23 protein-coding genes and 1 pseudogene are annotated in these 25,335 nt (G+C 56.5%); 18 read left to right on the top strand and 6 right to left on the bottom strand.

Annotated features, from left to right (window positions below):
- The first annotated feature begins 84 nt into the window (after window positions 1-84).
- The 4 genes from ytfR (at window position 85) to ABOC97_RS12305 (ending at window position 5,259) form a co-directional block, all read left to right on the top strand.
- Window positions 85-1,587 carry a galactofuranose ABC transporter, ATP-binding protein YtfR gene (ytfR, locus tag ABOC97_RS12320; RefSeq protein WP_349597888.1) on the top strand — a complete coding sequence of 501 codons (1,503 nt, stop codon included), beginning with the start codon at window positions 85-87 and terminating at the stop codon, window positions 1,585-1,587.
- 10 nt (window positions 1,588-1,597) lie between these two features.
- A complete protein-coding gene (ytfT, locus tag ABOC97_RS12315) occupies window positions 1,598-2,623 on the top strand; it encodes a galactofuranose ABC transporter, ATP-binding protein YtfT (protein ID WP_349597885.1) in 1,026 nt (341 codons plus the stop codon).
- Window positions 2,610-3,611 (top strand): galactofuranose ABC transporter, permease protein YjfF, encoded by a 1,002-nt coding sequence (gene yjfF, locus ABOC97_RS12310; RefSeq protein ID WP_349597882.1) that lies wholly within the window; start codon window positions 2,610-2,612, stop codon window positions 3,609-3,611. Before ytfT ends, yjfF begins: the two co-directional genes overlap by 14 nt.
- Before the next feature lie 85 nt (window positions 3,612-3,696).
- Entirely contained in the window at window positions 3,697-5,259 is a 1,563-nt protein-coding gene (locus ABOC97_RS12305; RefSeq protein WP_349598109.1) for a methyl-accepting chemotaxis protein, read from the top strand.
- 204 nt (window positions 5,260-5,463) lie between these two features.
- Here ABOC97_RS12305 and fbp read toward each other — a convergent pair whose 3' ends face one another.
- A complete protein-coding gene (fbp, locus tag ABOC97_RS12300; RefSeq protein ID WP_349597879.1) occupies window positions 5,464-6,462 on the bottom strand; it encodes a class 1 fructose-bisphosphatase in 999 nt (332 codons plus the stop codon).
- A 175-nt stretch (window positions 6,463-6,637) separates the two neighbouring features.
- On the opposite strand from fbp, the gene mpl reads away from it, so the two are divergent.
- Window positions 6,638-8,014, top strand: coding sequence for a UDP-N-acetylmuramate:L-alanyl-gamma-D-glutamyl-meso-diaminopimelate ligase (gene mpl / locus ABOC97_RS12295; protein WP_349597876.1), 1,377 nt, complete (start codon window positions 6,638-6,640; stop codon window positions 8,012-8,014).
- A 79-nt stretch (window positions 8,015-8,093) separates the two neighbouring features.
- Window positions 8,094-8,624: a GNAT family N-acetyltransferase gene (locus ABOC97_RS12290; protein ID WP_349597873.1), complete on the top strand. Its 531-nt coding sequence runs from the start codon at window positions 8,094-8,096 to the stop codon at window positions 8,622-8,624.
- 165 nt (window positions 8,625-8,789) lie between these two features.
- On the opposite strand, the gene yjgA is transcribed toward ABOC97_RS12290, so the two are convergent.
- A complete protein-coding gene (gene yjgA, locus ABOC97_RS12285) occupies window positions 8,790-9,341 on the bottom strand; it encodes a ribosome biogenesis factor YjgA (RefSeq protein WP_234503204.1) in 552 nt (183 codons plus the stop codon).
- A gap of 106 nt (window positions 9,342-9,447) precedes the next feature.
- Here yjgA and pmbA point away from each other — a divergent pair, with 106 nt between their 5' ends.
- The 12 genes and pseudogenes from pmbA to ABOC97_RS12225 all read left to right on the top strand — a co-directional run bounded on the left by pmbA (window position 9,448) and on the right by ABOC97_RS12225 (window position 20,280).
- Window positions 9,448-10,788 carry a metalloprotease PmbA gene (pmbA, locus tag ABOC97_RS12280; RefSeq protein WP_349597870.1) on the top strand — a complete coding sequence of 447 codons (1,341 nt, stop codon included), beginning with the start codon at window positions 9,448-9,450 and terminating at the stop codon, window positions 10,786-10,788.
- A 62-nt stretch (window positions 10,789-10,850) separates the two neighbouring features.
- Complete coding sequence (cybC, locus tag ABOC97_RS12275; protein WP_349597867.1) at window positions 10,851-11,237, top strand: cytochrome b562; 387 nt, start codon at window positions 10,851-10,853, stop codon at window positions 11,235-11,237.
- Window positions 11,238-11,523: 286 nt separating this feature from the next.
- On the top strand, window positions 11,524-11,862 hold the full coding sequence (locus tag ABOC97_RS12270; protein WP_072129041.1) for a glycine dehydrogenase: 339 nt from the start codon (window positions 11,524-11,526) through the stop codon (window positions 11,860-11,862).
- A 10-nt stretch (window positions 11,863-11,872) separates the two neighbouring features.
- Window positions 11,873-12,235 carry an SFCGS family glycine-rich protein gene (locus ABOC97_RS12265; RefSeq protein ID WP_052282429.1) on the top strand — a complete coding sequence of 121 codons (363 nt, stop codon included), beginning with the start codon at window positions 11,873-11,875 and terminating at the stop codon, window positions 12,233-12,235.
- Between the two features lie 2 nt (window positions 12,236-12,237).
- The gene (locus ABOC97_RS12260) at window positions 12,238-12,537 is read left to right on the top strand and encodes a DUF4312 family protein (RefSeq protein WP_052282428.1); all 300 of its coding nucleotides are present in this window, start codon (window positions 12,238-12,240) and stop codon (window positions 12,535-12,537) included.
- Window positions 12,538-12,558: 21 nt separating this feature from the next.
- Window positions 12,559-13,334: pseudogene (locus tag ABOC97_RS12255) on the top strand (DUF4311 domain-containing protein).
- 12 nt (window positions 13,335-13,346) lie between these two features.
- Window positions 13,347-13,991 (top strand): DUF4310 family protein, encoded by a 645-nt coding sequence (locus ABOC97_RS12250; protein WP_052282426.1) that lies wholly within the window; start codon window positions 13,347-13,349, stop codon window positions 13,989-13,991.
- An 88-nt stretch (window positions 13,992-14,079) separates the two neighbouring features.
- On the top strand, window positions 14,080-15,213 hold the full coding sequence (locus ABOC97_RS12245) for an amidohydrolase/deacetylase family metallohydrolase (RefSeq protein ID WP_349597862.1): 1,134 nt from the start codon (window positions 14,080-14,082) through the stop codon (window positions 15,211-15,213).
- The gene (locus ABOC97_RS12240) at window positions 15,197-16,315 is read left to right on the top strand and encodes a DgaE family pyridoxal phosphate-dependent ammonia lyase (RefSeq protein ID WP_349597859.1); all 1,119 of its coding nucleotides are present in this window, start codon (window positions 15,197-15,199) and stop codon (window positions 16,313-16,315) included. The genes ABOC97_RS12245 and ABOC97_RS12240 overlap by 17 nt, the downstream gene beginning before the upstream one ends.
- Window positions 16,312-17,052: a 2-dehydro-3-deoxy-phosphogluconate aldolase gene (dagF, locus tag ABOC97_RS12235; RefSeq protein WP_349597856.1), complete on the top strand. Its 741-nt coding sequence runs from the start codon at window positions 16,312-16,314 to the stop codon at window positions 17,050-17,052. Before ABOC97_RS12240 ends, dagF begins: the two co-directional genes overlap by 4 nt.
- Before the next feature lie 143 nt (window positions 17,053-17,195).
- A complete protein-coding gene (locus ABOC97_RS12230) occupies window positions 17,196-18,347 on the top strand; it encodes a lactonase family protein (protein WP_349597853.1) in 1,152 nt (383 codons plus the stop codon).
- A gap of 22 nt (window positions 18,348-18,369) precedes the next feature.
- A complete protein-coding gene (locus ABOC97_RS12225; protein ID WP_349597850.1) occupies window positions 18,370-20,280 on the top strand; it encodes a BglG family transcription antiterminator in 1,911 nt (636 codons plus the stop codon).
- An 18-nt stretch (window positions 20,281-20,298) separates the two neighbouring features.
- On the opposite strand, the gene nrdG is transcribed toward ABOC97_RS12225, so the two are convergent.
- From nrdG to treC, 4 genes are all read right to left on the bottom strand, one after another.
- A complete protein-coding gene (nrdG, locus tag ABOC97_RS12220; protein WP_349597848.1) occupies window positions 20,299-20,763 on the bottom strand; it encodes an anaerobic ribonucleoside-triphosphate reductase-activating protein in 465 nt (154 codons plus the stop codon).
- Window positions 20,763-21,074, bottom strand: coding sequence for a hypothetical protein (locus ABOC97_RS12215; protein ID WP_349597845.1), 312 nt, complete (start codon window positions 21,072-21,074; stop codon window positions 20,763-20,765). Before ABOC97_RS12215 ends, nrdG begins: the two co-directional genes overlap by 1 nt.
- 37 nt (window positions 21,075-21,111) lie before the next feature.
- Window positions 21,112-23,250, bottom strand: a complete 2,139-nt coding sequence (gene nrdD, locus ABOC97_RS12210) for an anaerobic ribonucleoside-triphosphate reductase (RefSeq protein ID WP_349597842.1) — start codon at window positions 23,248-23,250, stop codon at window positions 21,112-21,114.
- Window positions 23,251-23,635: 385 nt separating this feature from the next.
- The gene (gene treC, locus ABOC97_RS12205) at window positions 23,636-25,291 is read right to left on the bottom strand and encodes an alpha,alpha-phosphotrehalase (protein WP_349597840.1); all 1,656 of its coding nucleotides are present in this window, start codon (window positions 25,289-25,291) and stop codon (window positions 23,636-23,638) included.
- Window positions 25,292-25,335 lie beyond the last annotated feature (44 nt).

Below are 25,335 nucleotides of genomic sequence, written 5' to 3'. Positions count from 1 at the left end.
GGGCGTCAGATTCCGAGCGGGCTGTTGGCACAATATATCCCCTCTCCCCCGCGGGGAGAGGGCTAGGGTGAGGGGGAGCGCACAATGACCACTGAAACACACCAGGAGATCCTCCGCACCGAGGGGCTTTGCCAGTATTTCCCCGGCGTAAAGGCGCTGGATAACGTCAATTTCAGCCTACGGCGCGGGGAAATCATGGCGCTGCTGGGCGAAAACGGCGCCGGAAAATCGACGCTGATTAAAGCCCTGACAGGTGTCTACCACGCGAACAGCGGCACCATCTGGCTGGAAGGCCAGCAAATCAATCCGAAAAATACCGCCCACGCCCAGCAGTTAGGCATTGGCACGGTGTATCAGGAAGTGAACCTGCTGCCGAATATGTCGGTGGCGGACAACCTGTTTATTGGCCGCGAGCCAAAACGTTTTGGCCTCCTGCGGCGCAAAGAGATGGAAAAACGTGCCACGGAGCTGATGGCTTCCTACGGTTTCTCACTTGACGTGCGCGAACCGCTAAACCGTTTTTCGGTGGCGATGCAGCAGATTGTCGCTATCTGCCGGGCCATCGATCTCTCCGCCAAAGTGTTGATCCTGGATGAGCCAACCGCCAGCCTCGACACCAAAGAGGTAGAAATGCTGTTCACCCTGATGCGTCAGCTTCGCGATCAGGGGGTTAGCCTGATCTTCGTCACCCACTTCCTCGATCAGGTCTACACGGTGAGCGATCGTATCACCGTCCTGCGTAACGGCAGCTTTGTTGGCTGCCGGGAAACCCGCGAGTTGCCGCAGATTGAGCTGGTCAAAATGATGCTGGGTCGCGAGCTGGAACACCAGGCGTTGCAGCGCGCCGGGCGTACGCTGCTCAGTGATAAACCGGTGGCCTCGTTCGCGGGTTACGGTAAAAAAGGCACCATCGCGCCGTTCGATCTTCAGGTCCGCCCCGGTGAAATTGTCGGGCTCGCCGGATTGTTGGGATCGGGACGCACCGAAACCGCCGAGGTGATCTTTGGTATTCGTCCCGCCGATAGCGGCCAGGCGACGATCAAGGGCAAACCGCAAACTCTGCGATCGCCGCACCAGGCCTCTTGCCTGGGGATCGGCTTCTGTCCTGAAGATCGTAAAACCGACGGCATTATTGCCGCCGCTTCGGTACGGGAAAATATCATCCTAGCGTTACAGGCTCAACGCGGCTGGCTACGGCCCATTCCGCGCAAAGAGCAAAACGACATCGCCGAACGCTTTATCCGCCAGTTGGGGATCCGCACCCCTAGCGCTGAGCAGTCGGTGGAGTTTCTCTCCGGTGGCAACCAGCAGAAGGTCTTGCTGTCTCGTTGGCTGCTGACGCGTCCACAGTTCCTGATCCTCGATGAGCCGACGCGTGGAATCGACGTTGGCGCGCATGCGGAGATTATCCGCCTGATTGAAACCCTGTGCGCGGACGGTCTGGCGCTGCTGGTGATCTCGTCTGAACTTGAAGAGCTGGTGGGCTATGCCGATCGGGTGATTATCATGCGCGATCGCCAGCAGATCGCCGAGATCCCGCTCGATGAGCTTTCCGTTCCCGCCATTATGAACGCTATTGCGGCCTAAGGAGTTAACCGTGATGCCTCGATCCGTAGGGCAAACTGAACCGTCCGGTCGCCGCTTTCGCTGGCCGCCGGGCATGCCGCAAATCGCGGCCCTTATCCTGGTGCTGCTGGTCGATAGCCTGGTGGCACCGCACTTTTTCCAGATAACTCTTCAGGATGGCCGCCTGTTCGGTAGCCCTATCGACATTCTTAACCGCGCGGCACCCGTCGCCCTGCTGGCTATCGGCATGACGCTGGTTATCGCCACCGGAGGAATCGACCTTTCGGTGGGCGCGGTGATGGCGATTGCCGGGGCGACCGCCGCTTCAATGACCGTCGCTGGGCACAGCCTGCCTATTGTGCTGCTGGCAGCGCTAGGTTCTGGCGTTCTGGCCGGGCTGTGGAACGGTATTCTGGTGGCCATTCTGAAAATTCAGCCCTTTGTGGCGACGCTTATCCTGATGGTGGCCGGGCGCGGCGTCGCGCAGCTCATCACCTCCGGGCAGATTGTCACCTTCGATTCGCCGGCGTTGGCCTGGCTCGGCAGCGGTAAAATGTTGCTGTTTCCAACGCCGGTTATTATTGCGCTGGTCACCCTCGTTATCTTCTGGGTGGTGGCCCGCAAAACGGCGCTCGGCATGTTTATTGAAGCGGTGGGGATTAACATTCGCGCGGCAAAAAATGCCGGGGTGAATACCCGTATCGTGGTCATGCTGGCCTATATATTGAGCGGTGTCTGCGCAGCGATTGCTGGCGTCATTGTGGCCGCGGATATTCGTGGCGCTGACGCCAACAACGCCGGGCTGTGGCTGGAGCTGGACGCCATTCTGGCGGTGGTTATCGGCGGTGGTTCACTGATGGGCGGGCGCTTTAACCTGCTGCTGTCGGTGGTCGGTGCGCTGATTATTCAGGGTATGAATACCGGTATTTTGCTCTCCGGTTTTCAGCCGGAGCTTAACCAGGTGGTGAAAGCGGTGGTGGTGATGTGCGTGCTGATTGTCCAATCGCCGCGCTTTATTCAGATTCTGAAAAGGATACGGGGCCATGATAAAACGTAATTTACCGCTGATGATCACCCTTGGCGTATTTGTCCTCGGCTACCTCTACTGCCTGACACAATTCCCGGGTTTCGCCTCCACGAGGGTTATCTGCAATATCCTCACCGATAACGCCTTTTTGGGGATCGTTGCGGTGGGGATGACCTTTGTGATCCTCTCCGGCGGGATCGATCTCTCGGTCGGCTCGGTGATCGCCTTCACCGGTGTATTTCTGGCGAAAGCCATTGGCTTCTGGGGATTGTCGCCGCTGGTGGCTTTCCCGCTGGTGCTGGTCATGGGCTGCGCCTTTGGCGCTTTTATGGGCTGGCTGATTGATGCGCTGAAGATCCCGGCTTTTATCATCACTCTGGCGGGGATGTTTTTCCTGCGCGGCGTCAGCTATCTGGTATCCGAAGAGTCAATTCCTATCGATCATCCGCTGTACGACACCTTCTCCGGGCTGGCGTGGACTATCCCCGGCGGCGGACGCCTTAGCGCTATGGGGCTGCTGATGCTACTGGTGGTGGTGCTGGGGATTTTTCTTGCTCACCGCACCCGCTTTGGCAATCAAGTTTATGCCATTGGTGGCAGCGCCACTTCGGCGAACCTGATGGGCATTCCGACCCGCAGCACCATCGTACGCATTTATATGCTGTCGACCGGGCTGGCGACGCTGGCCGGTATTGTCTTCTCCATTTATACCCAGGCGGGCTACGCGCTGGCAGGCGTTGGGGTGGAACTGGACGCTATCGCCTCGGTGGTGATTGGCGGCACGTTGCTTAGCGGCGGCGTTGGTACGGTGCTGGGGACGCTGTTTGGCGTAGGGATTCAGGGGCTGATTCAAACCTACATTAACTTTGATGGCACGCTCAGCTCCTGGTGGACCAAAATTGCTATCGGCATCCTGCTGTTTATTTTTATTGCCCTTCAGCGCGGGCTGACGGTGCTGTGGGAGAACCGACAGAATGCGGCGGTAACCCGCGTCAATGCTGAAGTAACAAAGAACTAACATACTGATACGTTAAAGTTTTTCCGGTGGCAGCCGATACTTTTCTTTTACGCCAAACGTACCCCTGCTACCGGACAAAACTATGATGCTAAGAACGCTTTCTATCCGTACCGGCCTGCTGTCCCTGCTTGCCGTGATGACCCTGCTGCTGATTCTGGTTAGCGGCATCGGTATTTATGCTCTCACCCAAAGCTCCGCCTCGCTGCAACGTATTGACCATCTGCAAAGTGACCAAATGACCCCGCTCAACGAAGGTTATACGCTGCTGCTGCGCGCGCGTAACGAAGCGAGCCAAGCGGTGAGACTGATGGAAATCGGCATGCTGGATGACGCCGCGAAAGCGGTCAAACTGCTGAGCGGGGAAGTGGCGCAGGCGCAAAAAATTATTGCTACCGTTAGCCAGTCGTCGATGGATGATGCTGACGGCGCCAAATTGATGGCCAACGTGGCGAAAAGCTACGACCAGTACAATACCCAGGGGATCAAACCGATGCTGGCGGCGCTCGAAGGGCAAAACGTCGATGGTTATTACGATCTGCTGGAAAAGACCATGATTCCGGTATCTCGCCAGTTTGATAATGCCATTCTTGATTTTCAGAACTGGGGGGAATCTCGCGGCCAGGTGGAAGTTGCCGCGGTACACGCCACGAAAAACAAAGTACTGATTCTGATGGCTATCGCCATTCTACTGACCGCCGGGGTAATGGCGCTGGGCTGGCTCCAGCTGCGTCACCTGCTGCTAAAACCGCTGGATGCGGCAATTGCTCAACTGGAACAGGTTGCCTCCGGCGATTTAACTGATTCACCGCTGAAAGCCAATAGCGCGGAGATTAAACGTCTCAACGGGGCGATTGCCGGTATGCGCGAGTCGATGATGAACTCGGTGATGCGGGTGCGCGACGCCAGTTCACAGATTGATATCGGCAGCCGCGAGCTGACGGCGGGCAACAACCATCTGGCGCAGCGCACCGAGTCGACGGCCACGTCGCTTGAGCAAACGGCCGCCAGTATGGAAGAGTTGACCGCGACCGTGAAGCAGAACGCCGATAACGCCGATCAGGCGCACAAGCTGGCGAAAGACGTTTCCGATACCGCCGATCGCGGCAGCGAAATGGTCTGCTATGTGATTGAAAAAATGCAGGACATTGCCGGAAGTTCCAACCGTATTGCCGACATTCTCGGGGTGATTGATGGCATTGCTTTCCAGACCAACATTCTGGCGCTCAACGCCTCGGTTGAAGCCGCCCGCGCGGGTGAGCAAGGGCGTGGTTTCGCCGTAGTCGCGGGGGAAGTGCGTAATCTGGCCAGCCGCAGCGCCGATGCGGCGAAAGAGATCCGCCAGCTGATTTCCGCGTCGCAGAATCATGTGAGTGAAGGCAGCGACCTGGCGCAGCAGGCCGGGGAAACGATGGATGAGATTGCTACTGAAGTCATGCGTATGACCAAACTGATGCGCGAGATTGCTAGCGCCTCTCAGGAGCAGAGTCGCGGTATCGAGCAGGTGAATATCGCAGTCAGCCAGATGGATGAAACGGCGCAGCAGAATGCGGCGCTGGTACAGCAGTCGTCGGCGGCAACCCGTTCACTGGAAGAACAGTCGCAGGCGCTTACATCGGCGATGGCTTCGTTCCGTCTGCAGTTGTCGTAATCGGTTTTCCTCTCTCCCCAACGGGGCGAGGGGGAAAGAACGCGCCCTTGTGCTTAAAGCGAAAGGGAAAAGCGAGCAAGAAGGTTGCCGCTGGTCGCGAGGGACATTTGGCTGCGGATTTGGGCTAAAGCTGAAGGGAACTCGAACGATCCCCTCTCCCCGTTGGGGAGAGGGTTAGGGTGAGGGGAGACCTCGTACCGGAGCTTAGGCGTCCGGGAACTCGCGAATCAAACGCTCAACGTCTTCAACCATATGGTTGTTACCGACGAAGAACGAACGACGCTGGTGCAGCGTTTCCGGCTGAATATCCAGAATACGCTCTTTGCCATCGCTGGCTTTACCGCCAGCCTGTTCCGCGAGGAACGCCATCGGGTTGCACTCATACAGCAGACGCAGCTTGCCATCCGGGTGGCTGGCAGTGCTTGGATACAAGTAAATGCCGCCTTTCAGCAGGTTACGGTGGAAATCAGCAACCAGAGAACCGATATAGCGAGAGGTGTACGGGCGCTGCGTGGACTTATCTTCTTCCTGGCAGAACTTGATGTACTTCTTCACGCCGTTCGGGAATTTGATGTAGTTACCTTCGTTGATGGAGTACGTGGTGCCGCGTTCCGGGAAGCGCATGCGCTCCTGGCACAGGCAGAACACGCCCAAAGAAGGGTCGTAGGTAAAGGCGTGTACGCCGCAGCCGGTGGTGTAAACCAGCATGGTGGACGAGCCGTAAACCACGTAGCCCGCAGCAACCTGGCGATTACCCGGCTGGAGGAAATCTTCTTCAGTCACCGGTGTACCCACTGGGGTCACGCGGCGGTAGATAGAGAAGATTGTCCCAACAGAGACGTTAACGTCGATATTAGATGAGCCATCCAGTGGATCCATCAGGACCACATATTTCGCATGTTCGCAGCCGTCAAAGACGACGATTTCGTCTTCTTCTTCGGAGGCGATACCGGCGACGATGTCACGTGCGCGCAGCGCGGCTTTCAGTTTCTCGTTCGCAAACAGATCGAGCTTTTGTTGTACTTCTCCCTGTACGTTTTCTGCGCCGCTGGCACCCAGGATATCGACCAGACCGGCCTTGTTGATATCGCGGTGGATGATCTTGGCACCTAACTTTATTGCCGACAGCAAAGCAGTGAGCTCACCGGTAGCATGAGAGAACTCGTGCTGCTTTTCGACAATAAATTCACCTAACGTTTTCATAACACTTTCCCTGCATTGGATGATGAGTAAAGCGACTGCAACAATATTAACAAAGAATAAAAAAAATACGCACAGGTGAATCGCGCCAGCAAACTACGGAATATCCTTAAATGCATTTCTCTGACGGCAAACATATGGGTAAAATGCGAGGCAGATTACAAAAGGATAGTGACGTATGCGCATTCATATTTTGGGTATTTGTGGCACCTTCATGGGCGGCCTGGCCATGCTGGCTCGTTCTCTGGGTCACGAAGTCACGGGTTCGGATGCCAATGTGTATCCCCCGATGAGCACGCTGCTGGAAAATCAAGGCATTGATTTAATTCAAGGTTATGATGCAAGCCAGCTTGACCCTCAGCCGGATCTGGTGATCATCGGCAACGCAATGACCCGCGGCAATCCGTGCGTGGAAGCGGTGCTGGAGAAAAATATTCCGTTCATGTCCGGCCCGCAGTGGCTGCACGATTTCGTGCTGCGCGACCGCTGGGTTGTGGCGATTGCCGGTACGCACGGTAAAACCACCACCGCCGGGATGGCGACCTGGATCCTCGAAGCCTGCGGCTACAAGCCTGGTTTTGTCATTGGCGGCCTGCCGGGTAACTTCGATGTTTCCGCACGTCTGGGCGAGAGCCCGTTCTTCGTGATTGAAGCCGATGAATACGACTGCGCCTTCTTTGATAAGCGCTCCAAGTTCGTGCATTACTGCCCGCGTACGCTGGTCCTCAATAACCTTGAGTTCGACCACGCGGACATTTTTGACGATCTGAAAGCGATCCAAAAACAGTTCCATCACCTGGTGCGTATTGTCCCTGGACAAGGCCGCATCATCCTGCCGGAGAACGACGCTAACCTGAAACAGGTGATGGCGATGGGCTGCTGGAGCGAGCAGGAGATGGTTGGCGAGCAGGGCCACTGGCAGGCGAAGAAACTGAATACCGACGCCTCCGAGTGGGAAGTGCTGCTGGATGGCGAAAAGGTCGGCGAAGTGAAGTGGGGCCTGGTTGGCGAACACAACATGCACAACGGCCTGATGGCGATTGCCGCCGCGCGCCACGTTGGCGTGACCCCGGCAGATGCCGCCAACGCGCTGGGCAGCTTTATCAATGCCCGTCGCCGCCTTGAACTGCGCGGTGAAGCCAACGGCGTCTGCGTGTATGACGATTTTGCCCACCACCCGACGGCTATTCTCGCCACGCTGCAGGCGCTGCGCGGTAAAGTTGGCGGCACGGCTAAAATCATCGCCGTACTGGAACCGCGTTCGAACACCATGAAAATGGGCGTTTGCAAAGACGACCTGGCCCCGTCCTTAGGTCGTGCTGACGAAGTGTTCCTGTTACAGCCGCAGCATATTCCGTGGCAGGTTGCGGAAGTGGCAGAAGCCTGCGTGCAGCCAGCTCACTGGAGTGCGGACGTTGATGCACTGGCAGATATGGTGATTAAAAACGCTGAGCCAGGCGACCATATTCTGGTGATGAGTAACGGTGGTTTTGGTGGCATTCACCAAAAACTGCTGGATGGTCTGGCGAAAAAAGCGGAACAGCAACAGCACTAATCTGATCGCTCAGGTTTCTCCTCAGCCAATCGGGAAACCGGTTGGCTTTTTTATTTCCTGATTTCAGCAAGGACCGGACATGGAAAGGCTAACGTCACAGAAACTGACTTCAACGCAATCACCCCTTTTCCCTCGTGTTGAAGCGCTGTATGAGCAGGCTTTTCCCTGGCATGAACAGCGGGAGTTAGCGGCCAAGCAGCATGCGCTGGGCGACCCGCACTATGCGTTGGAGGCCTGGTTTGACGGCGAACAGTTTATTGGCATGAGTGGGACATGGGCGTTTGATGGCTACAGCTATATTGAACATCTGGCGGTGGATGGCACCCTGCGCTCGCAGGGTTACGGGAAACGTCTGCTCGGACAGATTCTGATGCGCGCGCCAATCACCGTGCTGGAAATCGACCCGTTAACCACCGAGGTTGCCCATAAGCGTCTGCGCTTTTATGAAGGGATGGGTTTTAGCGCCAACCCGTGGCCGCACTCGCACCCGACTTACCACGCGGGTATCGCTGACCATGAATTGATTGTGTTGAGTTATCCGCAGGCGATTGATGCTGCGTATTATCAGCGCTTTAACGATGATTTACGCCAGATAGTGATGGCACTGTAGTCGATAAAAAAATGCCCTCGGAAGAGTAACATCGTTAACTTAAGCAAAGCGATTCGGGGAAACGCCGGGATTTGGTGCCCGTAGGGGCTCCAAACCCGGTGGTCGCCCCGGGTATCTCAATCTTAAACTCACGGTGTTACCCGGAAGAGGGCGTTTTTAAGAGACTTAATCCTGCTGTTCAGCCAGTTCGCGCAGATACTGGAAAATCTGACGAGAGGATTTTGGCGGCTTGTTACCGGCCTTCTCTTTTTTCGCGTTACGCACCAGCGAACGCAGCTGTTGGCGGTCAGCGTCTGGCCAGAGGTTCAGCACCTCTTCAACCGCTTCATCCCCACCTTCAATCATACGGTCGCGCAGCTGTTCCAGCTTATGGAACAGAACAACCTGCTGGTTGTGACGGTTTTTCAGCTTGTCCAGCGCCTGACGGAAAGGTTCTACGTCGCGCTGGCGCAGCATTTTACCAATCAGCTGCAGCTGGCGGCGGCGGCCTTCCATCTTAATACGCTGCGCCAGTTCAATGGCGGCGCGCAGGTCGGCGTCCAGCGGGATTTTATCCAGGGCGTTTTTACCCAGGGAGACCAGCTCTGCTCCGAGCTTTTTCAGCTCTTCGGCATCACGCTTAATCTCACTCTTGCTGACCCAGATAATTTCATCATCTTCGTCCTCGATATCATCACCGGGGACTTCGTCGAGCCAGTCTTCGGGCTGCTTTGTCATTTCAGGCTCCTTAAAAAAGAGGCTAATACTAACAGCTTGAGCGCATACTGAGAAAGGGTTCTCTGTTAGACTTCATTTAACTTTACCTCAGATTATGGCTTAGACGATGAAAGTGATCACACAAGTTGCGGAACAACGTATTGCGCTGGAAAAAGCGGTCTCCATGGCGTTAGAGCTGGCGGCCAGCCAATCAGACGGTGCAGAAGTCGCGGTCAGCAAGACCACCGGTATTGGCGTCAGCACCCGTTACGGCGAAGTTGAAAACGTCGAATTTAATAGCGATGGCGCGCTCGGGATCACCGTCTATCATCAGAATCGCAAAGGCAGCGCCTCTTCAACTGACCTGAGCCCGGACGCCATTGCCCGTACCGTGCAGGCGGCGCTGGATATCGCTCGCTACACTTCGCCAGACCCGTGCGCGGGCGTGGCGGACAAAGATTTGCTGGCGTTCGAAGCCCCGGATCTTGACTTGTTCCATCCGGCGGAAGTGTCCCCGGACGAAGCCATTGAAATGGCGGCACGCGCCGAGCAGGCATCGCTGAAAGCGGATAAGCGCATCACTAATACCGAGGGCGGCAGCTTCAATAGTCACTACGGTATCAAGGTATTCGGTAACAGCCACGGTATGCTGCAAAGCTACTGCTCGACCCGTCATTCGCTCTCCAGCTGCGTGATAGCCGAAGCCAATGGCGATATGGAGCGCGACTATGCTTACACCATCGGCCGAGCGCTGGGCGATCTGCAATCGCCGGAATGGGTTGGCGAAGAGTGTGCCCGCCGTACCTTGTCTCGCCTGGCTCCACGTAAACTTTCCACCATGCAGGCACCGGTTATCTTTGCCAACGAAGTGGCTACCGGTCTGTTTGGTCATCTGGTGGGGGCGATTGCTGGGGGGTCGGTATACCGTAAATCCACCTTCTTGCTGGACTCGCTGGGCGAACAGATTCTGCCTGAGTGGCTGACGATTGAAGAGCACCCGCATCTGCTGAAAGGGCTGGCTTCTACACCGTTCGACGGCGAAGGTGTACGCACCGAGCGTCGCGACATCATCAAAGATGGCGTGCTGACCCAGTGGCTGCTGACTAACTACTCCGCGCGTAAACTGGGACTGAAAAGCACCGGTCACGCGGGCGGCATCCATAACTGGCGCATCAATGGTCGCGGCCTGAGTTTTGAAAAGTTGCTTAAAGAGATGGGCACGGGCCTTGTCGTTACTGAACTGATGGGGCAGGGTGTTAGCGGCATCACCGGCGATTACTCCCGTGGTGCATCCGGTTTCTGGGTTGAAAATGGCGAAATTCAGTACCCGGTTAGTGAAATCACCATCGCCGGCAACCTGAAAGATATGTGGCGTAATATTGTCACCATTGCCGACGATATTGAAACACGGAGTAATATCCAGTGTGGTTCCGTACTGTTACCGGAGATGAAAATCGCCGGCCAGTAATCACGTTTAGGGCGCATCCTGCTGCGCCCGTTTTGCTTAAATAATAAAAAAGGAAGTGAGCAATGCGTAAAAAACTGTTAGCGATGCTGGCTGTCTCTGCTTTAGCCCTCGGCTCGGCTTCGGCCTTTGCTGACCTCGGCGAAGATATGGATACGCTGGCGGAAAATCTGCAGGTCGTGCAGAAAACCTCCGATGCGGGCGAGCTGAAAGGCGCGCTGAACAAGATGCGTACCGCCGCCGTTGATGCGCAAAAGGAGACCCCGCCGAAGCTGGAAGGCAAAGCGGTAGATAGCCCGGAAATGAAAGACTTCCGCCACGGTTTCGATATCCTTATCGGCCAGATTGACGGTGCGCTGAAGCTGGCAAACGAAGGCAAAATCAAAGAAGCTCAGGCCGCGGCCGAAGAGTTTAAAACCACCCGCAACACTTACCACAAGAAGTACCGCTAAGCATTTTCCGGGAAGCGTCAGCCGACGTTTCCCGCTTTCCACCGCCAAAATTCCATCCGCTTCACACTTTTGCCCCTTGTTTTGTCATTCGCTTTTCCTATTGCCTTGCCCCGCATTCGTGACATTCATCACGCGAATATATCGAAATCGTGAAATTCGTGATGAATGTGTGAATCAGATCACCCAAGCCGTCTGCCTTTCCACTTCGAAGTGGAAAACAACTCGCTACAAACTCCTCGCCCCCAACGTTAGTTTTATCCCCAGAGACATTAGCGGGGTAACACGAGTGAATAACGGAGCGGTAATACACGACGCAGGGGAGCAGGCGGCACAGACCGAACAGCTGGCAGACAAGATGCTTAAGCAGGTGTTCGCACTGTTACGCCAACGCGGTATCACCCCCAACGACGTGCAGGAGCAAATGTTGACGTCCCACGTGCGGGCCATGGCCCATCGCTCAATCAGCGGTGAACCGCTGCCGGAAGTGGACGCCAGCCTGTTTGAAGAAATTTCAGAAGACTCAATGAATCTGGCTCGCGACGTGGTCGCGGAATTCGGCAATCTGCCAAAAGAAGAGGCCTGGCTGCTGTCCGTCCACTTCGAAGTCGCAAAAGAAAACCTGTAAGGAGCAACACATGGAACAGATCACCGTAGTAATTGGCGACCGCCTGGGTAAAGGACAAAAAGTTGCCGCTGGCGCGGAAAAAGCCGGTGCTCGTGCAGTTGTGGTACCGGGCGTCGCCGCGGACATGAAGCTTGGCGACATGATGAAAGCGGAAAATGCCACCTTCGGCATCTCCTTCTGCGGCAGCGGCGGCGCAGGCGCTATCACCGCGCAGAACAAGCATGGCTACAAAGCGAAATACGGGATGCGTTCGGTTGAAGAGGGCGTGACCGCTATCAACGAAGGTTTCAACGTACTGGGCTTTGGCTTTATGGATAAAGAAGAGCTGGGCGAGCGCCTGGTCGAAGCCTGGAAGAAGAAGTACGGCGCGTGAACATGAAAGAGCAATTCACCACCACGGTGAGGGTCACGGGCAAAGGCGAGAGCAAAACGCGGGCGTTCGCCGATGCCCTGAACCATGTGCAGGCCGCGGTGATGAAAACATCATCGCACATCTTATTGCGTATTGAGCCACAGGACGTGGCGGTTGTTCATGCGCGTGAAGCGGTACGAAAAGAAGCTTTCCTGTTCTTCTTTTTACGCCGTGAACGACGTGCGTACAGCGTGGAGCTGGACGTGACCGTCAACGTGACCGCCATTGATATCGATAAAGTGGATTTCGTCGCGCAAACCTGATTTTTACCAAAGGGTCAGACTATGTTCCTGATAATTTTAATAAAATCGCTCATCATCGGCGGCCTGGTTGGCGTCGGCGTGGGCGCCGGAGCGGCACGCATGTTTCATGCGCCTACCACCCAGGGGATGGGCGCATTTCGTACGTTGGGCGAGCTGAACTCCTGTGAAGGCGATCCGGCTTCCCACTTCTCCTTTGGCCTCGGCTTCTTCTTTAACGCCTGGGCTTCTTCCGTTGCAGCAGGTTCCTTCACCCAGGACGTCGACCACCGCATTATCCCGAACTGGGGTGCGGCGGCGCTGATGATCAAAAACCGCAACGTCGGTGAGACGCTGCACGATCCGAAGAAAATGGCAATTGCCTGCGGCGTGATCGGCATGATCGTCGTGGCCTTCCTTAACCTGACGGCCTCCTCCGTACCGCAGGCGCTGCAGGTGACTGCCATTAAGGTACTGGTTCCAGCGGCGAACCTGCTGGTCAACACCGTGATGCCGGTGATCTTCTGGCTGGCGGCGATTGATGCTGGTAAGAAATCGGGCTTCTGGGCGACCGTTTTCGGCGGCGCAGCGCAGCTGATTATGGGCAACGCGGTACCGGGCCTGGTGCTGGGTATTCTGATTGGTAAGGGTGTGGAAGAGAGCGGCTGGCATCGCGTCACAAGGTGATGATGGCTGCCATCGTTGCACTGTTCGTCCTGAGCGCCTTCTTCCGCGGCTTCGACATGAAGATGATCGAATCCTTCCACCTGACCGTGCCGAACTGGCTGGATCTGATCCACAGCTCAATCAGCGGCAAATAACGGGAGCCCGACATGGAACAAAATAAAGGTTTTTGGTATGCCGACTGGTCGTTCCCGATCTTCGTTGGCCTGCTCTCCTCCGGCGTCTTTGCCGGGACACACATGTACTACCTCTACGGTATCGGCGCGTTTAACGAAGTGGCCTTCGTGGCGATGTTAAAAGCCGGGATTGATACCGGTGCCTACGGCGCGGTGGCGGCGTTTGGCGCGAGCTTCCTGTTCGCCCGTATTATCGAAGGCTCGCTGGTGGGCATCCTCGATATCGGCGGCGCTATTCAGACCGGTGTCGGCCTCGGCGTTCCGGCGTTGCTGCTGGGCGCGGGCATCATGTTCCCGGTGACCAACTTTATCGCCTCCCTGATTACCGGGCTGGTGATTGGCCTGGCGATTGGCTACATCATCATTCTGGCGCGTAAGTTCACCATTAACCAGAGCGACTCCACCTACGGTGCGGACGTGATGATGGGCGCGGGTAATGCATCAGGCCGCTTCCTGGGCCCGTTGATTATCTTAAGCGCGATGACTGCGTCCATTCCTATCGGCATCGGTTCGCTGGTCGGGGCGCTGCTCTTCTACATCTGGCAGAAGCCGATTACCGGCGGCGCGATCCTTGGCGCCATGCTGCTGGGCTCTATCTTCCCGGTGGCGATTAGCTGAGTGCCCAATGGCATAGCGCTTATCCGGCCAGCCATCGGCAGGCCGGATAAGCCGCTAACGCCTCCCCCCATTTTAACAGGAGAGAGAGATGTTTGATTTACTCCTGCGCCGTGCGCGCCTCGTCGACGATACCCTCACTGATATCGCCATCCAGGACGGGAAAATCGCGGCGCTGGGCGAGATTAGCGCGCCCTCGCACAAAACCATCGAGCTGGACGGCAACTACTACGTCAGCGCGGGCTGGATTGATTCCCACGTTCATTGCTATCCCAACTCACCGATTTATCACGACCAGCCGGACAGCGTCGGCATTGCCACCGGTGTCACCACCGTGATTGATGCCGGCAGTACCGGAGCCGACGATGTTGACGATTTTTATCAGCTTACTCGGCAGGCGGCGACCGACGTTTACGCGCTGCTTAATATCTCCCGCGTCGGGCTGATTGCGCAGAACGAGCTGGCCAATATGGCCAATATCGATGCCGATGCGGTAAAGCAGGCCGTGCAGCGTCATCCGGATTTTATCGTCGGCCTGAAAGCGCGCATGAGCAGCAGCGTGGTCGGTGAAAACGGCATCACGCCGCTGGAGCGAGCGAAAGCCATTCAGCAGCAAAATGGCGATCTGCCGCTGATGGTGCACATTGGCAACAACCCGCCAAACCTCGATGAAATTGCCGAGCTGCTGAGCTCGGGCGACATCATTACCCACTGCTATAACGGCAAACCGAACCGTATTTTGACGCCGGAAGGCGAGCTGCGCAGCTCCATCGTGCGCGCCTTAAAGCGCGGCGTACGCCTCGACGTGGGTCATGGCACCGCCAGCTTCAGTTTTGAAGTGGCGCGGCGGGCGATTGTGATGGGCATTCTGCCCGACACCATCAGCTCCGATATTTACTGTCGTAACCGCATCGACGGCCCGGTGCGCTCGCTGGCGCTGGTGATGTCTAAATTCCTCGCCATCGGCATGACGCTGCCGCAGGTCATCGCCTGCGTGACTTCACAGGCCGCCGACGGGCTGCGTTTGTCTCGCAAGGGACGGCTGGAAGTCGGCTATGACGCTGACCTCACGCTGTTCACCCTCGCATCGACACCAACGCTGTTGGTGGATGCCGAAAAAGAGAGCCTTCAGGCTGACAAGATTCTGCTGCCGCTTGCCGCGATTCGCGCGGGCAAGGGCTATTTGACCGAACAAGGGAGCGCGGAAAATGCCTTCAATTTTTGAGAAGTACAATTTAAAACAAGTCATTAATACCTCCGGCCGCATGACGGCGCTGGGCGTCTCGACGCCGCGCCCGGAAGTGGTGGACGCCGCAATGGCGGGGATGAATCAGTATTTTGAGATGAAGGATCTGGTCAATAAAACCGGTGACTACATTGCCAAACTGCTGGATGTAGAAGGGGCGACCGTCGTCTCCTGCGCCTCGGCGGGGATCGCGCAGTCGGTGGCGGCGGTGCTGGTTAAAGACAGCGACTGGCTGCTGGAAAACCTCCACGTCACGCCGATTGAGAATAACGAAATCGTGCTGCCAAAAGGCCACAACGTGAACTTTGGTGCACCGGTGGGCACCATGGTGGCGCTGGGCGGCGGCAAGCTGGTGGAAGCGGGCTATGCGAACGAGTGCTCCGCCGAGCAGCTGGCGGCGGCAATTACCCCACGTACGGCGGCGATTCTGTATATCAAATCACACCACTGCGTACAGAAAAGCATGCTCAGCGTTGAACAAGCGGCGGTGGTGGCGCGTCACCATAATCTGCCGCTGATCGTGGATGCGGCCGCAGAAGAAGATTTGCAGTGCTATTACCGCGTTGGCGCGGATCTGGTTATCTACAGCGGCGCGAAGGCGATTGAAGGGCCAACCAGCGGGCTGGTGATTGGTAAAACCCAGTACGTTGAGTGGGTAAAGCGCCAGTCAATGGGCATTGGTCGCGCCATGAAAGTGGGCAAGGAAGGCATTCTGGGGCTGACCTGTGCCATCGAACATTATCTGACGGCGCGCAAAGAGAGCGGCGATGAGATGGTGGCCAAAATGACCCCGTTCATTGAACAGCTGAATACGCTAAACGGCGTCACCGCGCGCGTTGTGTGGGATAGCGCCGGGCGCGACATTGCGCGTGCGGAAATCAAATTTGATGAAGCCGTGACCGGCATCGCCACCGGCGAACTGGTGAGCGCACTGAAGCAGGGCGAATACGCCATCTATTTCCGTGGCTATAAGGCCAACGAAGGCATTATCGAAGCCGATGTCCGCAGCGTGGACGCGCAGCAGTTGGAGATTGTCTCCCGTCGTATTGCTGAGGTTGTTAACAAGGAGAAAAGCGCATGAAACTGACCCCAAACTTTTACCGTGACCGCGTCTGTCTGAATGTTCTGGCGGGGAGCAAAGATAACGCGCGTGAGATTTATGAGGCGGCGGAAGGCCATGTGCTGGTTGGCGTGCTCTCCAAAAATTATCCGGATGTGGCAAGCGCGGTAGCGGACATGCGCGACTATGCGCAGCTGATTGATAACGCGCTTTCCGTCGGGCTGGGCGCTGGCGATCCGAACCAGTCGGCGATGGTCAGCGAAATTTCCCGCCAGGTTCAGCCGCAGCACGTCAACCAGGTCTTCACCGGCGTTGGCACCAGCCGGGCGCTGTTGGGGCAAAGTGAAACCGTGGTTAACGGTCTGGTTTCCCCGACCGGCTCCGTCGGCATGGTGAAAATCTCCACCGGCCCGCTGTCGAGCACGGCACCTGACGGTATTGTCCCGCTGGAGACCGCGATTGCGCTGCTAAAAGATATGGGCGGCAGCTCCATCAAGTATTTCCCAATGGGTGGCCTGAAGCATCGCGACGAGTATGTCGCGGTGGCGCAAGCCTGTGCGCAGCATGACTTCTGGCTGGAGCCGACCGGCGGTATTGACCTGGAAAACTACGGTGAAATCCTGAAAATTGCGCTGGATGCTGGTGTTAGCAAAATTATTCCCCATATCTATAGTTCAATTATTGATAAAGCCAGTGGCAATACCCGCCCGGCGGATGTGCGTCTGCTGCTGGAGATGACGAAACAGTTAGTGAAATAGTGCTAATTGCCCCTCACCCTAACCCTCTCACCGCTGGGAGAGGGGACCGTTTTGTGCCATGCATGGCGCGGCGGTTTTCACCTTTCCCCTTGGGGAGAGAGCCGGGGTGAGGGGAAAACCCACCGAGCCACCAAGGAGTCACCATGCCAACCGCTCATCACCTGCTTGCCGCTTCTCTTTCGCTTCTCGCCGCTGGCGCGGTCGCCCAAACGCAGTACGCCTGGGTGGGTACCTATAATCCCAACGGTGAAGGGCTCTACCGTTTTACTATCGACGGAAAAACCGGGGCGTTAAGCGATAAGACGCTGGTGGGCTCGCTGCCCAACGTGGCGCAGCTGACCATCTCGCCGGATGGAAAAACGCTGTATGCCGCCAGCGAAGTGGAAAAGGGCGTGGTCCAGTCGTGGAGTATTGGGGCGGATGGCAGCTTAAGCAGCCTCAATCAGGTGGCGTCCGGCGGGGCCGGGCCGGTCTATCTGTCATTGACCCCGGATAACCGTCATCTGCTGGTGGCAAACTACGTCAGCGGCTCCATTGCCGTATTGCCGGTGAAAGAGGACGGCAGCCTGGGCGATGCGGTCGAGGTCCATCAGGATCAGGGCCCGGCGGGAGCCGAGCGCCCGGAAGCCGCGACGGAAGGTAGCTTTGCCATCAGCGATCATAATGGTCCGCATGCTCACATGGTGCAGGCAGACCCGAGCGGGCAGTTTGTCTATTCCACCGATCTGGGGCTGGACCGGATTTATCAGTACCGCAGAGATAGTGCTAGCGGCAAGTTAACCCCTAACGATCCGCCGTATATCGCCGCATCGTCGGCAGGTGCCGGGCCGCGTCATTTTGTCTTTACCCCCGCCGGGGATGGACTATGGTTGATTAACGAAGAATCCTCCACGCTGACCTTCTACCACCTCGACAAACATAGCGGTCTGCTGCGCGAGGGCCAAACGGTCTCCGCGCTGCCAAAAGAGTACAAAGGCACCAGCTTTGCTTCCGGGCTGGTACTCAGCGCCGACGGGAAGCAGCTGTATGTTGCCAACCGTCTGCACAACAGCATTGCCCACTTTACCGTAAAGGCGGACGGTAGCCTGAGCCATCAGGATGATATCTGGACCCGCGGGGATTATCCGCGCGGCTTGACGCTGGATAGCCAGGGGCGCTGGCTGTACGTCATGAACCAGCGCAGCGATAACATCACCCGCTTTAGCGTGGCGCCGAAGGACGGCAAGCTGACGTTTGCGCCGGACTATACGCCGATTGGCAGCCCGTCCCAGATGGTGATTTCTGCAAAACCTTAAGTCGTAACATGAAGGAACCGACATGCGATTTCCCAACCAACGTTTAGCGCAACTCTTTAGCCTGCTGCAAAACGAAACGCTGCCGCAGGATGAACTGGCGCAGCGGCTGTCGGTGTCAACCCGTACCGTCCGCGCCGACATCACCGCGCTTAATGCGCTGTTGATGCATTACGGCGCCCAGTTTGTATTGACGCGCGGCAGCGGTTATCAGCTGAAAATTGACGATCCGTCGCGCTTTCAGACGCTGGAAGAAACGGCGCCCAAGCCGCAGCATATTCCGCGCACGGCGCAGGATCGCATCCACTTTTTACTGGTGCGGTTTCTTACCTCGGCCTTTTCCCTCAAGCTTGAGGATTTGGCCGATGAGTGGTTTGTCAGCCGCGCCACGCTGCAAAGCGATATGGCGGAGGTGCGCGAGCGCTTTGCCCGCTATCAGCTGACCCTGGAGACGCGCCCGCGCCACGGGATGAAGCTATTTGGTAGCGAAGTGTCGCTGCGCGCCTGCCTGACCGATCTGCTGTGGGAGCTTAGCCAGCAGGGGGCGCTGAATCCGCTCATTTGCGAAGAGGCGTTTGATGCCAGCGTGCCGATGCTGCTCGAAGAGATACTGCAAGAGACGCTGACCCGTCATCGCGTTCGCCTGACCGATGCCGGGGAACGTTTTCTGTGCCTGTATGGCGCAGTGGTGGCCCGTCGCGTCAGCGAAGGATTTCCACTGGCGGTTTTCAGCGCTGAAGATGTGGCGCAAAACGTTCGCGATGTCGCGCATGACGTGGCGGCCGCGCTGCAGAAACTGGCCGGAAAACCATTTTCACCGGCTGAGGAAGAGTGGCTGTGTGTGCATATTGCCGCGCGTCAGGTGCAAGATGTGGACCCGGAAACGATCAGCGCCGACGATGACGAGGCGTTGGTGAATTACATCCTGCGCTATATCAATCAGCAATATAACTACAACCTGCTGGACGATGCCCAGCTGCATGCGGATCTGCTCACCCATATCAAAACCATGATTACCCGCGTGCGCTACCAGATAATGATCCCCAATCCGCTGCTCGATAACATCAAACAGCACTATCCGATGGCCTGGGATATGACGCTGGCGGCGGTCTCCAGCTGGGGAAAGTACACGCCTTACGCCATCAGTGAAAACGAGATTGGTTTCCTGGTGCTGCATATCGGCGTGGGCCTTGAGCGCCATTACAACATCGGCTACCAGCGCCAGCCGAAAGTGCTGCTGGTGTGCGATGCGGGTAACGCTATGGCGCGAATGATCGAAGCGATTATGCAGCGCAAATATCCGCAGGTGGAAATTGCCGCCACGCTCTCCCAGCGCGAGTACGAACAACTGGCGGCGATACCCGAAGATTTTGTTATCTCCACCGCGCGCATCAGTGAAAAAGACAAGCCGGTGGTCACTATCGCGCCGTTCCCAACCGACTATCAGCTCGACCAAATTGGCAAACTGGTGCTGGTGGATCGCACCCGGCCGTTTATGTTGAACAAGTACTTCGACGCCGCCCATTTCCGGGTGATTGACGGTCATATGGATCAGCAGACGCTGTTTGCCGAGCTGTGCGAACAGCTGGAGATGGAAGGGTTTGTCGACGCCGAGTTTTATGGCTCAGTGGTGGAGCGTGAAGCCATCGTCAGCACCATGCTGGGCGACGGCATCGCGCTGCCCCATGCGCTGGGGCTGCTGGCGAAAAAGACGGTGGTCTACACCGTGATTGCCCCCGACGGTATCGCCTGGGGCGACGAAACCGCGCATATCATCTTCCTGCTGGCGATCAGCAAAAGCGAGTATGAAGAAGCGATGGCGATCTACGATATTTTCGTCACCTTCCTGCGCGAGCGCGCGATGGCTCGCCTTGCGGCAACGCGTAGCTTTGATGAGTTTAAAACGGTGGCGATGGAGTGCGTCAGCCGTTTTTGAGCGGCTGACCGTGAGCGATTATCGCAGGTGATGAACAACCTGATTGCTGCTGCCGCGCCAGATCAGCGCCGGGTCTTTTAAATCCTGTACGAACTTGCCGTCGACCAGCACGTTGATAAGGTCGACGACCTCCATCTGCGCGGCGTTCAGTTCGTCGAGTTTATAGCCGGTCCATACCCAGATATCTTTGCCCGGGCATTCGGCGTGAATCCGCTTCACCAGCGCGAGAATATCCGCCACGTTCTGCGGATGCAGCGGGTCGCCGCCGGACAGCGAAATCCCCTGACGTTTAACGCGGGTATCGTTTAAATCGGCGATGATGCGGTCGGCCATCTCTGTGGTGAATGGCTGGCCGGAGTTAACCCGCCAGGTGCTCTTGTTGTAGCAGCCGGGGCATTCGTGAACGCACCCTGAAACAAACAGGGTGCAGCGAGTTCCTGGCCCATTGACAATATCAACAGGGTAATACTGATGGAAATTCACTAGAAGGCTACTTCATACTCGATTCGATCAACACAAGTTTGTGGGCGACTATGATTGTCGCCTGTAAACCACGGACCATCTTTTACTTCAAGATGGGTTAGTTTATCCAATTGCATACAGCGCCATTGGGCATTAGCTGGAGTAATTGGTCCTTTGCTACTGTCCCCGCCAAATTGATAGAACATTGCTTGTTGGCGGCCTAGTTTCGTCCCTAAATTATGAGGGCACATTTCTCTGTAACGACCTTCATACATTGCTGTGACCTGTTTTTTGTTCTGAATAGCGTACTTGATTAACTCGTAATTACTCATACAACCTCCAGTGTTTAACAAATAACAAAAAAATAACTTAACCTAACTGCCCATTGCCCAGATGCTTCACGCGGCGCTTCACTTCTTCCTGCTTCCCGGCGTTGAACGGACGCGCGTCCGGGCTGCCGAGATAACCGCATACGCGGCGCGTCACCGAGACGCGGGCGGCGTCATGGTTACCGCATTTCGGGCAGGTGAAGCCTTTGCTGGTGCATTCGAACTCACCGGTAAAGCCGCACTCGTAGCACTCGTCGATTGGCGTGTTGGTGCCGTAATACGGTACGTGCTGGTAGCTGTAGTCCCACACATCTTCCAGCGCCTTCAGGTTGTGCTGAATGTTCGGGTATTCGCCGTAGCAAATAAAGCCGCCGTTCGCCAGCGGAGGGTAGGCCGCTTCGAAATCGATTTTGTCGTACGGGTTAACCTTCTTCTCCACGTCGAGGTGGAAGCTGTTGGTGTAGTAACCCTTATCGGTCACGCCTTCAACCAGGCCGAACTCGGCGGTATCCAGACGGCAGAAGCGGTCGCACAGGTTTTCACTTGGCGTGCTGTACAGGCTAAAGCCGTAGCCGGTTTCATCTTTCCACTGATCAACCGCGTCGCGCAGGCGCTGGACGATGGCCACGCCTTTTTCACGCAGCATTTCGCTGTCGTACATGTGTTGATTGCCGAACAGCGCGTTGATGGTTTCGTGAATACCGATATAGCCCAGAGAGATAGACGCGCGACCGTTTTTGAAGATCTCAGACACGTCATCGTCTGCCTTCAGACGTACGCCGCATGCGCCTTCCATATAGAGGATTGGTGCCACGCGGGCTTTCACCCCTTCCAGACGCGCAATACGAGTCATTAGCGCTTTACGTGCCAGCAGCAGGCGCTCGTCGAGCAGCGACCAGAATGCGGCTTCATCACCTTTGGCTTCCAGCGCGATGCGCGGCAGGTTCAGGCTGATAACGCCCAGGTTGTTACGCCCATCGTGTACCTGCTCGCCGTCTTCGTTTTCCCACACGCCAAGGAAGCTGCGGCAGCCCATTGGGGTTTTGAACGAACCCGTTACCTTAACTACCTGATCGTAGTTGAGGATGTCCGGATACATGCGCTTGCTCGCACACTCCAGCGCCAGCTGTTTGATGTCGTAGTTGGCATCGCCCGGCTTGTGGTTCAGGCCATCGCGAATGGCGAAGACCAGTTTTGGGAACACCGCGGTTTTGCGGTTTTTGCCAAGACCAGCGATACGATTACGCAGAATCGACTGCTGAATCAGACGTGATTCCCAGCTGGTGCCGAGGCCAAAACCGAAGGTGACGAACGGCGTCTGGCCGTTGGCGGTATGCAGCGTATTCACTTCATACTCCAGCGACTGGAAGGCGTCGTAGCACTCTTTCTCGGTACGGGAAAGCGCATACTCTTCGGCGTTCGGGATCTGCCACTCTTCGGCCGTTTGACGGTGCTTGTTGAAGCTGGCGGCGACGAACGGTGCCAGCACTTCATCGATACGGTTGATGGTGGTGCCGCCGTAAATGTGGCTGGCGACCTGCGCGATGATCTGCGCGGTAACCGCGGTGGCGGTAGAGATGGATTTCGGCGGCTCAATTTCCGCGTTGCCCATCTTAAAGCCCTGAGTCAGCATGCCTTTCAGATCGATAAGCATACAGTTGAACATCGGGAAGAACGGCGAATAGTCGAGATCGTGGTAGTGAATCACGCCGCGTTCGTGCGCCATCACCACATCATGCGGCAGCAGGTGCTGGCGTGCGTAGTGTTTGGCGACGATACCGGCCAGCAGGTCGCGCTGGGTAGGGATCACTTTACTGTCTTTGTTGGCGTTTTCGTTGAGCAGCGCCGAGTTGGTTTGCTCAACCAGACCGCGAATTTCCTGGTTCAGGCGGCCGCGCTTTTCGCGCTGGCTATCGCGGTCATGGCGATATTCGATATAAGAACGGGCCAGCTGCTTATACGGCCCGGACATCAGCTGGTTTTCAACGGCGGTCTGAATCTCGTTGATATCAACCTGCGACTGGTCCTGCATTTGCTGGCTAACAATTGCTGCGACGGTGGCGCAATAGTCTGCGTCATCGACTCCCGCTGCTTTAGCTGCACGCAGAATTGCTTCTTTGATGCGCTCTGATTTGAACGGCACTTTACAGCCATCACGTTTCATCACATGCGGTGTCATGATCACTCCATTATTTATAAGAACAGGTTATCCACAGCGGTAGGAAAACAACGATTGGCGCAATAGCTCCATTAACCAATACTTTCCCCTAAGTGCGGCCCAGGTTATCCACATACCGGCTATCTTTTTCGTGATTCTCATTGTTGCAATGATAGACGATAAATACCATATGTTGGGCCGGGGAGCATTTTAAGTTCTATATGTAGTGATTTGCATCAAACATGTTTACGCTTTTATTGATGCAGAACAAAGTAAAAATGCAAGAGTACAGATGACAGGCGCTGAGGGGATATGTAAATTTTACTGCGTAATAAATGCACAAAAAGGGCTGTAAAACAGCGTGATGCAGGCAGGCCCGGCAGCAGAAGGCTACCGGGCCGTAGGCTTAGCCCAGAAGCCACCAGATAGCTTCAAACGGGCGCAGCGTTATTGCCGCCGGTTTTTGTACAGAATCGGAATAGTTGCTCATCAGTACGCGGCCGTCGGCCAGCGTTTCCGATGGCTGCCATGCCTGCGGCTCTGCGCCAAGGTTGGCGAGGACCAGCAGCGTCTGCCCATTGTGCTGGCGGCGATAGCACCACAGCGACGGATGCTCAGGCAGCAGATCCTGATAATCGCCCCAGGTCAGCACCGGCTGCGATTTACGTAACGCAATCAGCTGCTGATAGGCGTAGAACACCGAGCCCGGGTCGGCCAGTGCGCGTTCGACGTTGATATTCGCGTAGTTATCGCAGACGCCAATCCACGGTTCGCCCTGGGTAAACCCGGCGTTAGCGCTGGCGTCCCACTGCATCGGCGTGCGGCTGTTGTCACGGGATTTACTGGCGAGGATCGCCAGCAGCTCGTCGGCGCTTTGCCCTTCGGCCAGCCGCTCGGCGTACATATTGTGGCTTTCCACGTCGCGATATTGCTCTATCTTCGCGAAATGCGGGTTGGTCATGCCAATCTCTTCGCCCTGATAGATGTACGGTGTGCCCTGCATGCCGTGCAGCACCATTGCCAGCATTTTGGCCGCTGTGACCCGGTGTTCGCCTTCATCGCCAAAACGTGAGGCAATACGCGGCTGGTCGTGGTTACACCAGAACAGCGCGTTCCACGCCCGGTTATGCATCCCTTGCTGCCAGTGGCTGAACAGCGATTTCAGCGCCACGTAGTCCGGGCGCGCCAGCGTCCACTTCTCACCGCCTGGGTAATCGACCTTGAGGTGGTGGAAGTTAAAGGTCATCGACAGCTCTTTGCCGTCGAGCGAGGCGTACTGCTGGCAGTTTTCCAGCGAGGTGGAGGACATCTCACCGACGGTCATCAGTCCACGCGGCGTAAACACATCGCGGCTGAACTCTTGCAGGAACTCATGGGCTCGCGGGCCGTCGGTATAGAAGCGGCGGCCATCGCCCTGATCATCATTGGGGAAGGACTGATCTTTGGAGATCAGGTTCACCACGTCGAGGCGCAGGCCGTCTACGCCACGATCGGCCCAGAATTCGCAGACCTTTTTCAGCTCATCGCGTACCGTCGGATTTTCCCAGTTGAGATCGGCCTGCTCGGTGGCGAACAGATGCAGATAGTATTGCCCGCTGGCGGCGTCCCACTGCCAGGCGTTGCCGCCAAATTTCGAGCGCCAGTTGTTCGGCGGCGTTTCCGGCGTCCCGTCACGCCAGATATAGAACTGGCGGTACGGGCTTTCTTTATTCAGCGATTCCTTAAACCACGCGTGATGGGTTGAGGTGTGGTTCAACACCATGTCGAGCACGATGCGGATCCCGCGCTGATGCGCCTCGGCAATCAGCGCATCGAAATCGTCGAGCGTACCGTAAGAGGGGTCAATCGCCGTGTAGTTGGCCACGTCGTAGCCGTTATCAACCTGCGGCGAAACGTAGAACGGCGTTAGCCAGATGGCGTCAATGCCGAGCTTTTTCAGGTAATCAAGACGTGAGGTCACACCGCGCAGATCTCCCGTACCGCGGCCGGTGGTGTCCTGGAAACTCTTAGGGTAAATCTGGTAGATAACGCCGTTTTGCCACCAGTGAGGAAGTGTATTCATGGAGTTGTCCTTTAAGAAGGCGAAGGGGCGCAATTGCGCCCCGA

It is taken from the genome of Kluyvera huaxiensis (assembly GCF_040149365.1).
GTDB lineage: Bacteria > Pseudomonadota > Gammaproteobacteria > Enterobacterales > Enterobacteriaceae > Kluyvera > Kluyvera intermedia_A.
The sequence above is the reverse complement of the archived record's forward strand: the minus strand, read 5'-3'. Positions and strand labels throughout refer to the sequence as shown.

What these genes read in the sequence shown, in the direction of transcription:
- ABOC97_RS12215 (WP_349597845.1), bottom strand. Translation starts at nt 21,074, where the DNA reads ATGAGTAATTACGAGTTAATCAAGTACGCTATTCAGAACAAAAAACAG.
- dagF (WP_349597856.1), top strand. Translation starts at nt 16,312, where the DNA reads ATGAAACTGACCCCAAACTTTTACCGTGACCGCGTCTGTCTGAATGTT.
- yjfF (WP_349597882.1), top strand. Translation starts at nt 2,610, where the DNA reads ATGATAAAACGTAATTTACCGCTGATGATCACCCTTGGCGTATTTGTC.
- ABOC97_RS12250 (WP_052282426.1), top strand. Translation starts at nt 13,347, where the DNA reads ATGGAACAAAATAAAGGTTTTTGGTATGCCGACTGGTCGTTCCCGATC.
- treC (WP_349597840.1), bottom strand. Translation starts at nt 25,291, where the DNA reads ATGAATACACTTCCTCACTGGTGGCAAAACGGCGTTATCTACCAGATT.
- nrdD (WP_349597842.1), bottom strand. Translation starts at nt 23,250, where the DNA reads ATGACACCGCATGTGATGAAACGTGATGGCTGTAAAGTGCCGTTCAAA.
- ABOC97_RS12225 (WP_349597850.1), top strand. Translation starts at nt 18,370, where the DNA reads ATGCGATTTCCCAACCAACGTTTAGCGCAACTCTTTAGCCTGCTGCAA.
- ABOC97_RS12290 (WP_349597873.1), top strand. Translation starts at nt 8,094, where the DNA reads ATGGAAAGGCTAACGTCACAGAAACTGACTTCAACGCAATCACCCCTT.
- ABOC97_RS12230 (WP_349597853.1), top strand. Translation starts at nt 17,196, where the DNA reads ATGCCAACCGCTCATCACCTGCTTGCCGCTTCTCTTTCGCTTCTCGCC.
- ABOC97_RS12240 (WP_349597859.1), top strand. Translation starts at nt 15,197, where the DNA reads ATGCCTTCAATTTTTGAGAAGTACAATTTAAAACAAGTCATTAATACC.
- yjgA (WP_234503204.1), bottom strand. Translation starts at nt 9,341, where the DNA reads ATGACAAAGCAGCCCGAAGACTGGCTCGACGAAGTCCCCGGTGATGAT.
- ABOC97_RS12265 (WP_052282429.1), top strand. Translation starts at nt 11,873, where the DNA reads ATGGAACAGATCACCGTAGTAATTGGCGACCGCCTGGGTAAAGGACAA.
- ABOC97_RS12305 (WP_349598109.1), top strand. Translation starts at nt 3,697, where the DNA reads ATGCTAAGAACGCTTTCTATCCGTACCGGCCTGCTGTCCCTGCTTGCC.
- pmbA (WP_349597870.1), top strand. Translation starts at nt 9,448, where the DNA reads ATGAAAGTGATCACACAAGTTGCGGAACAACGTATTGCGCTGGAAAAA.
- cybC (WP_349597867.1), top strand. Translation starts at nt 10,851, where the DNA reads ATGCGTAAAAAACTGTTAGCGATGCTGGCTGTCTCTGCTTTAGCCCTC.
- ytfR (WP_349597888.1), top strand. Translation starts at nt 85, where the DNA reads ATGACCACTGAAACACACCAGGAGATCCTCCGCACCGAGGGGCTTTGC.
- fbp (WP_349597879.1), bottom strand. Translation starts at nt 6,462, where the DNA reads ATGAAAACGTTAGGTGAATTTATTGTCGAAAAGCAGCACGAGTTCTCT.
- ABOC97_RS12260 (WP_052282428.1), top strand. Translation starts at nt 12,238, where the DNA reads ATGAAAGAGCAATTCACCACCACGGTGAGGGTCACGGGCAAAGGCGAG.
- mpl (WP_349597876.1), top strand. Translation starts at nt 6,638, where the DNA reads ATGCGCATTCATATTTTGGGTATTTGTGGCACCTTCATGGGCGGCCTG.
- ABOC97_RS12245 (WP_349597862.1), top strand. Translation starts at nt 14,080, where the DNA reads ATGTTTGATTTACTCCTGCGCCGTGCGCGCCTCGTCGACGATACCCTC.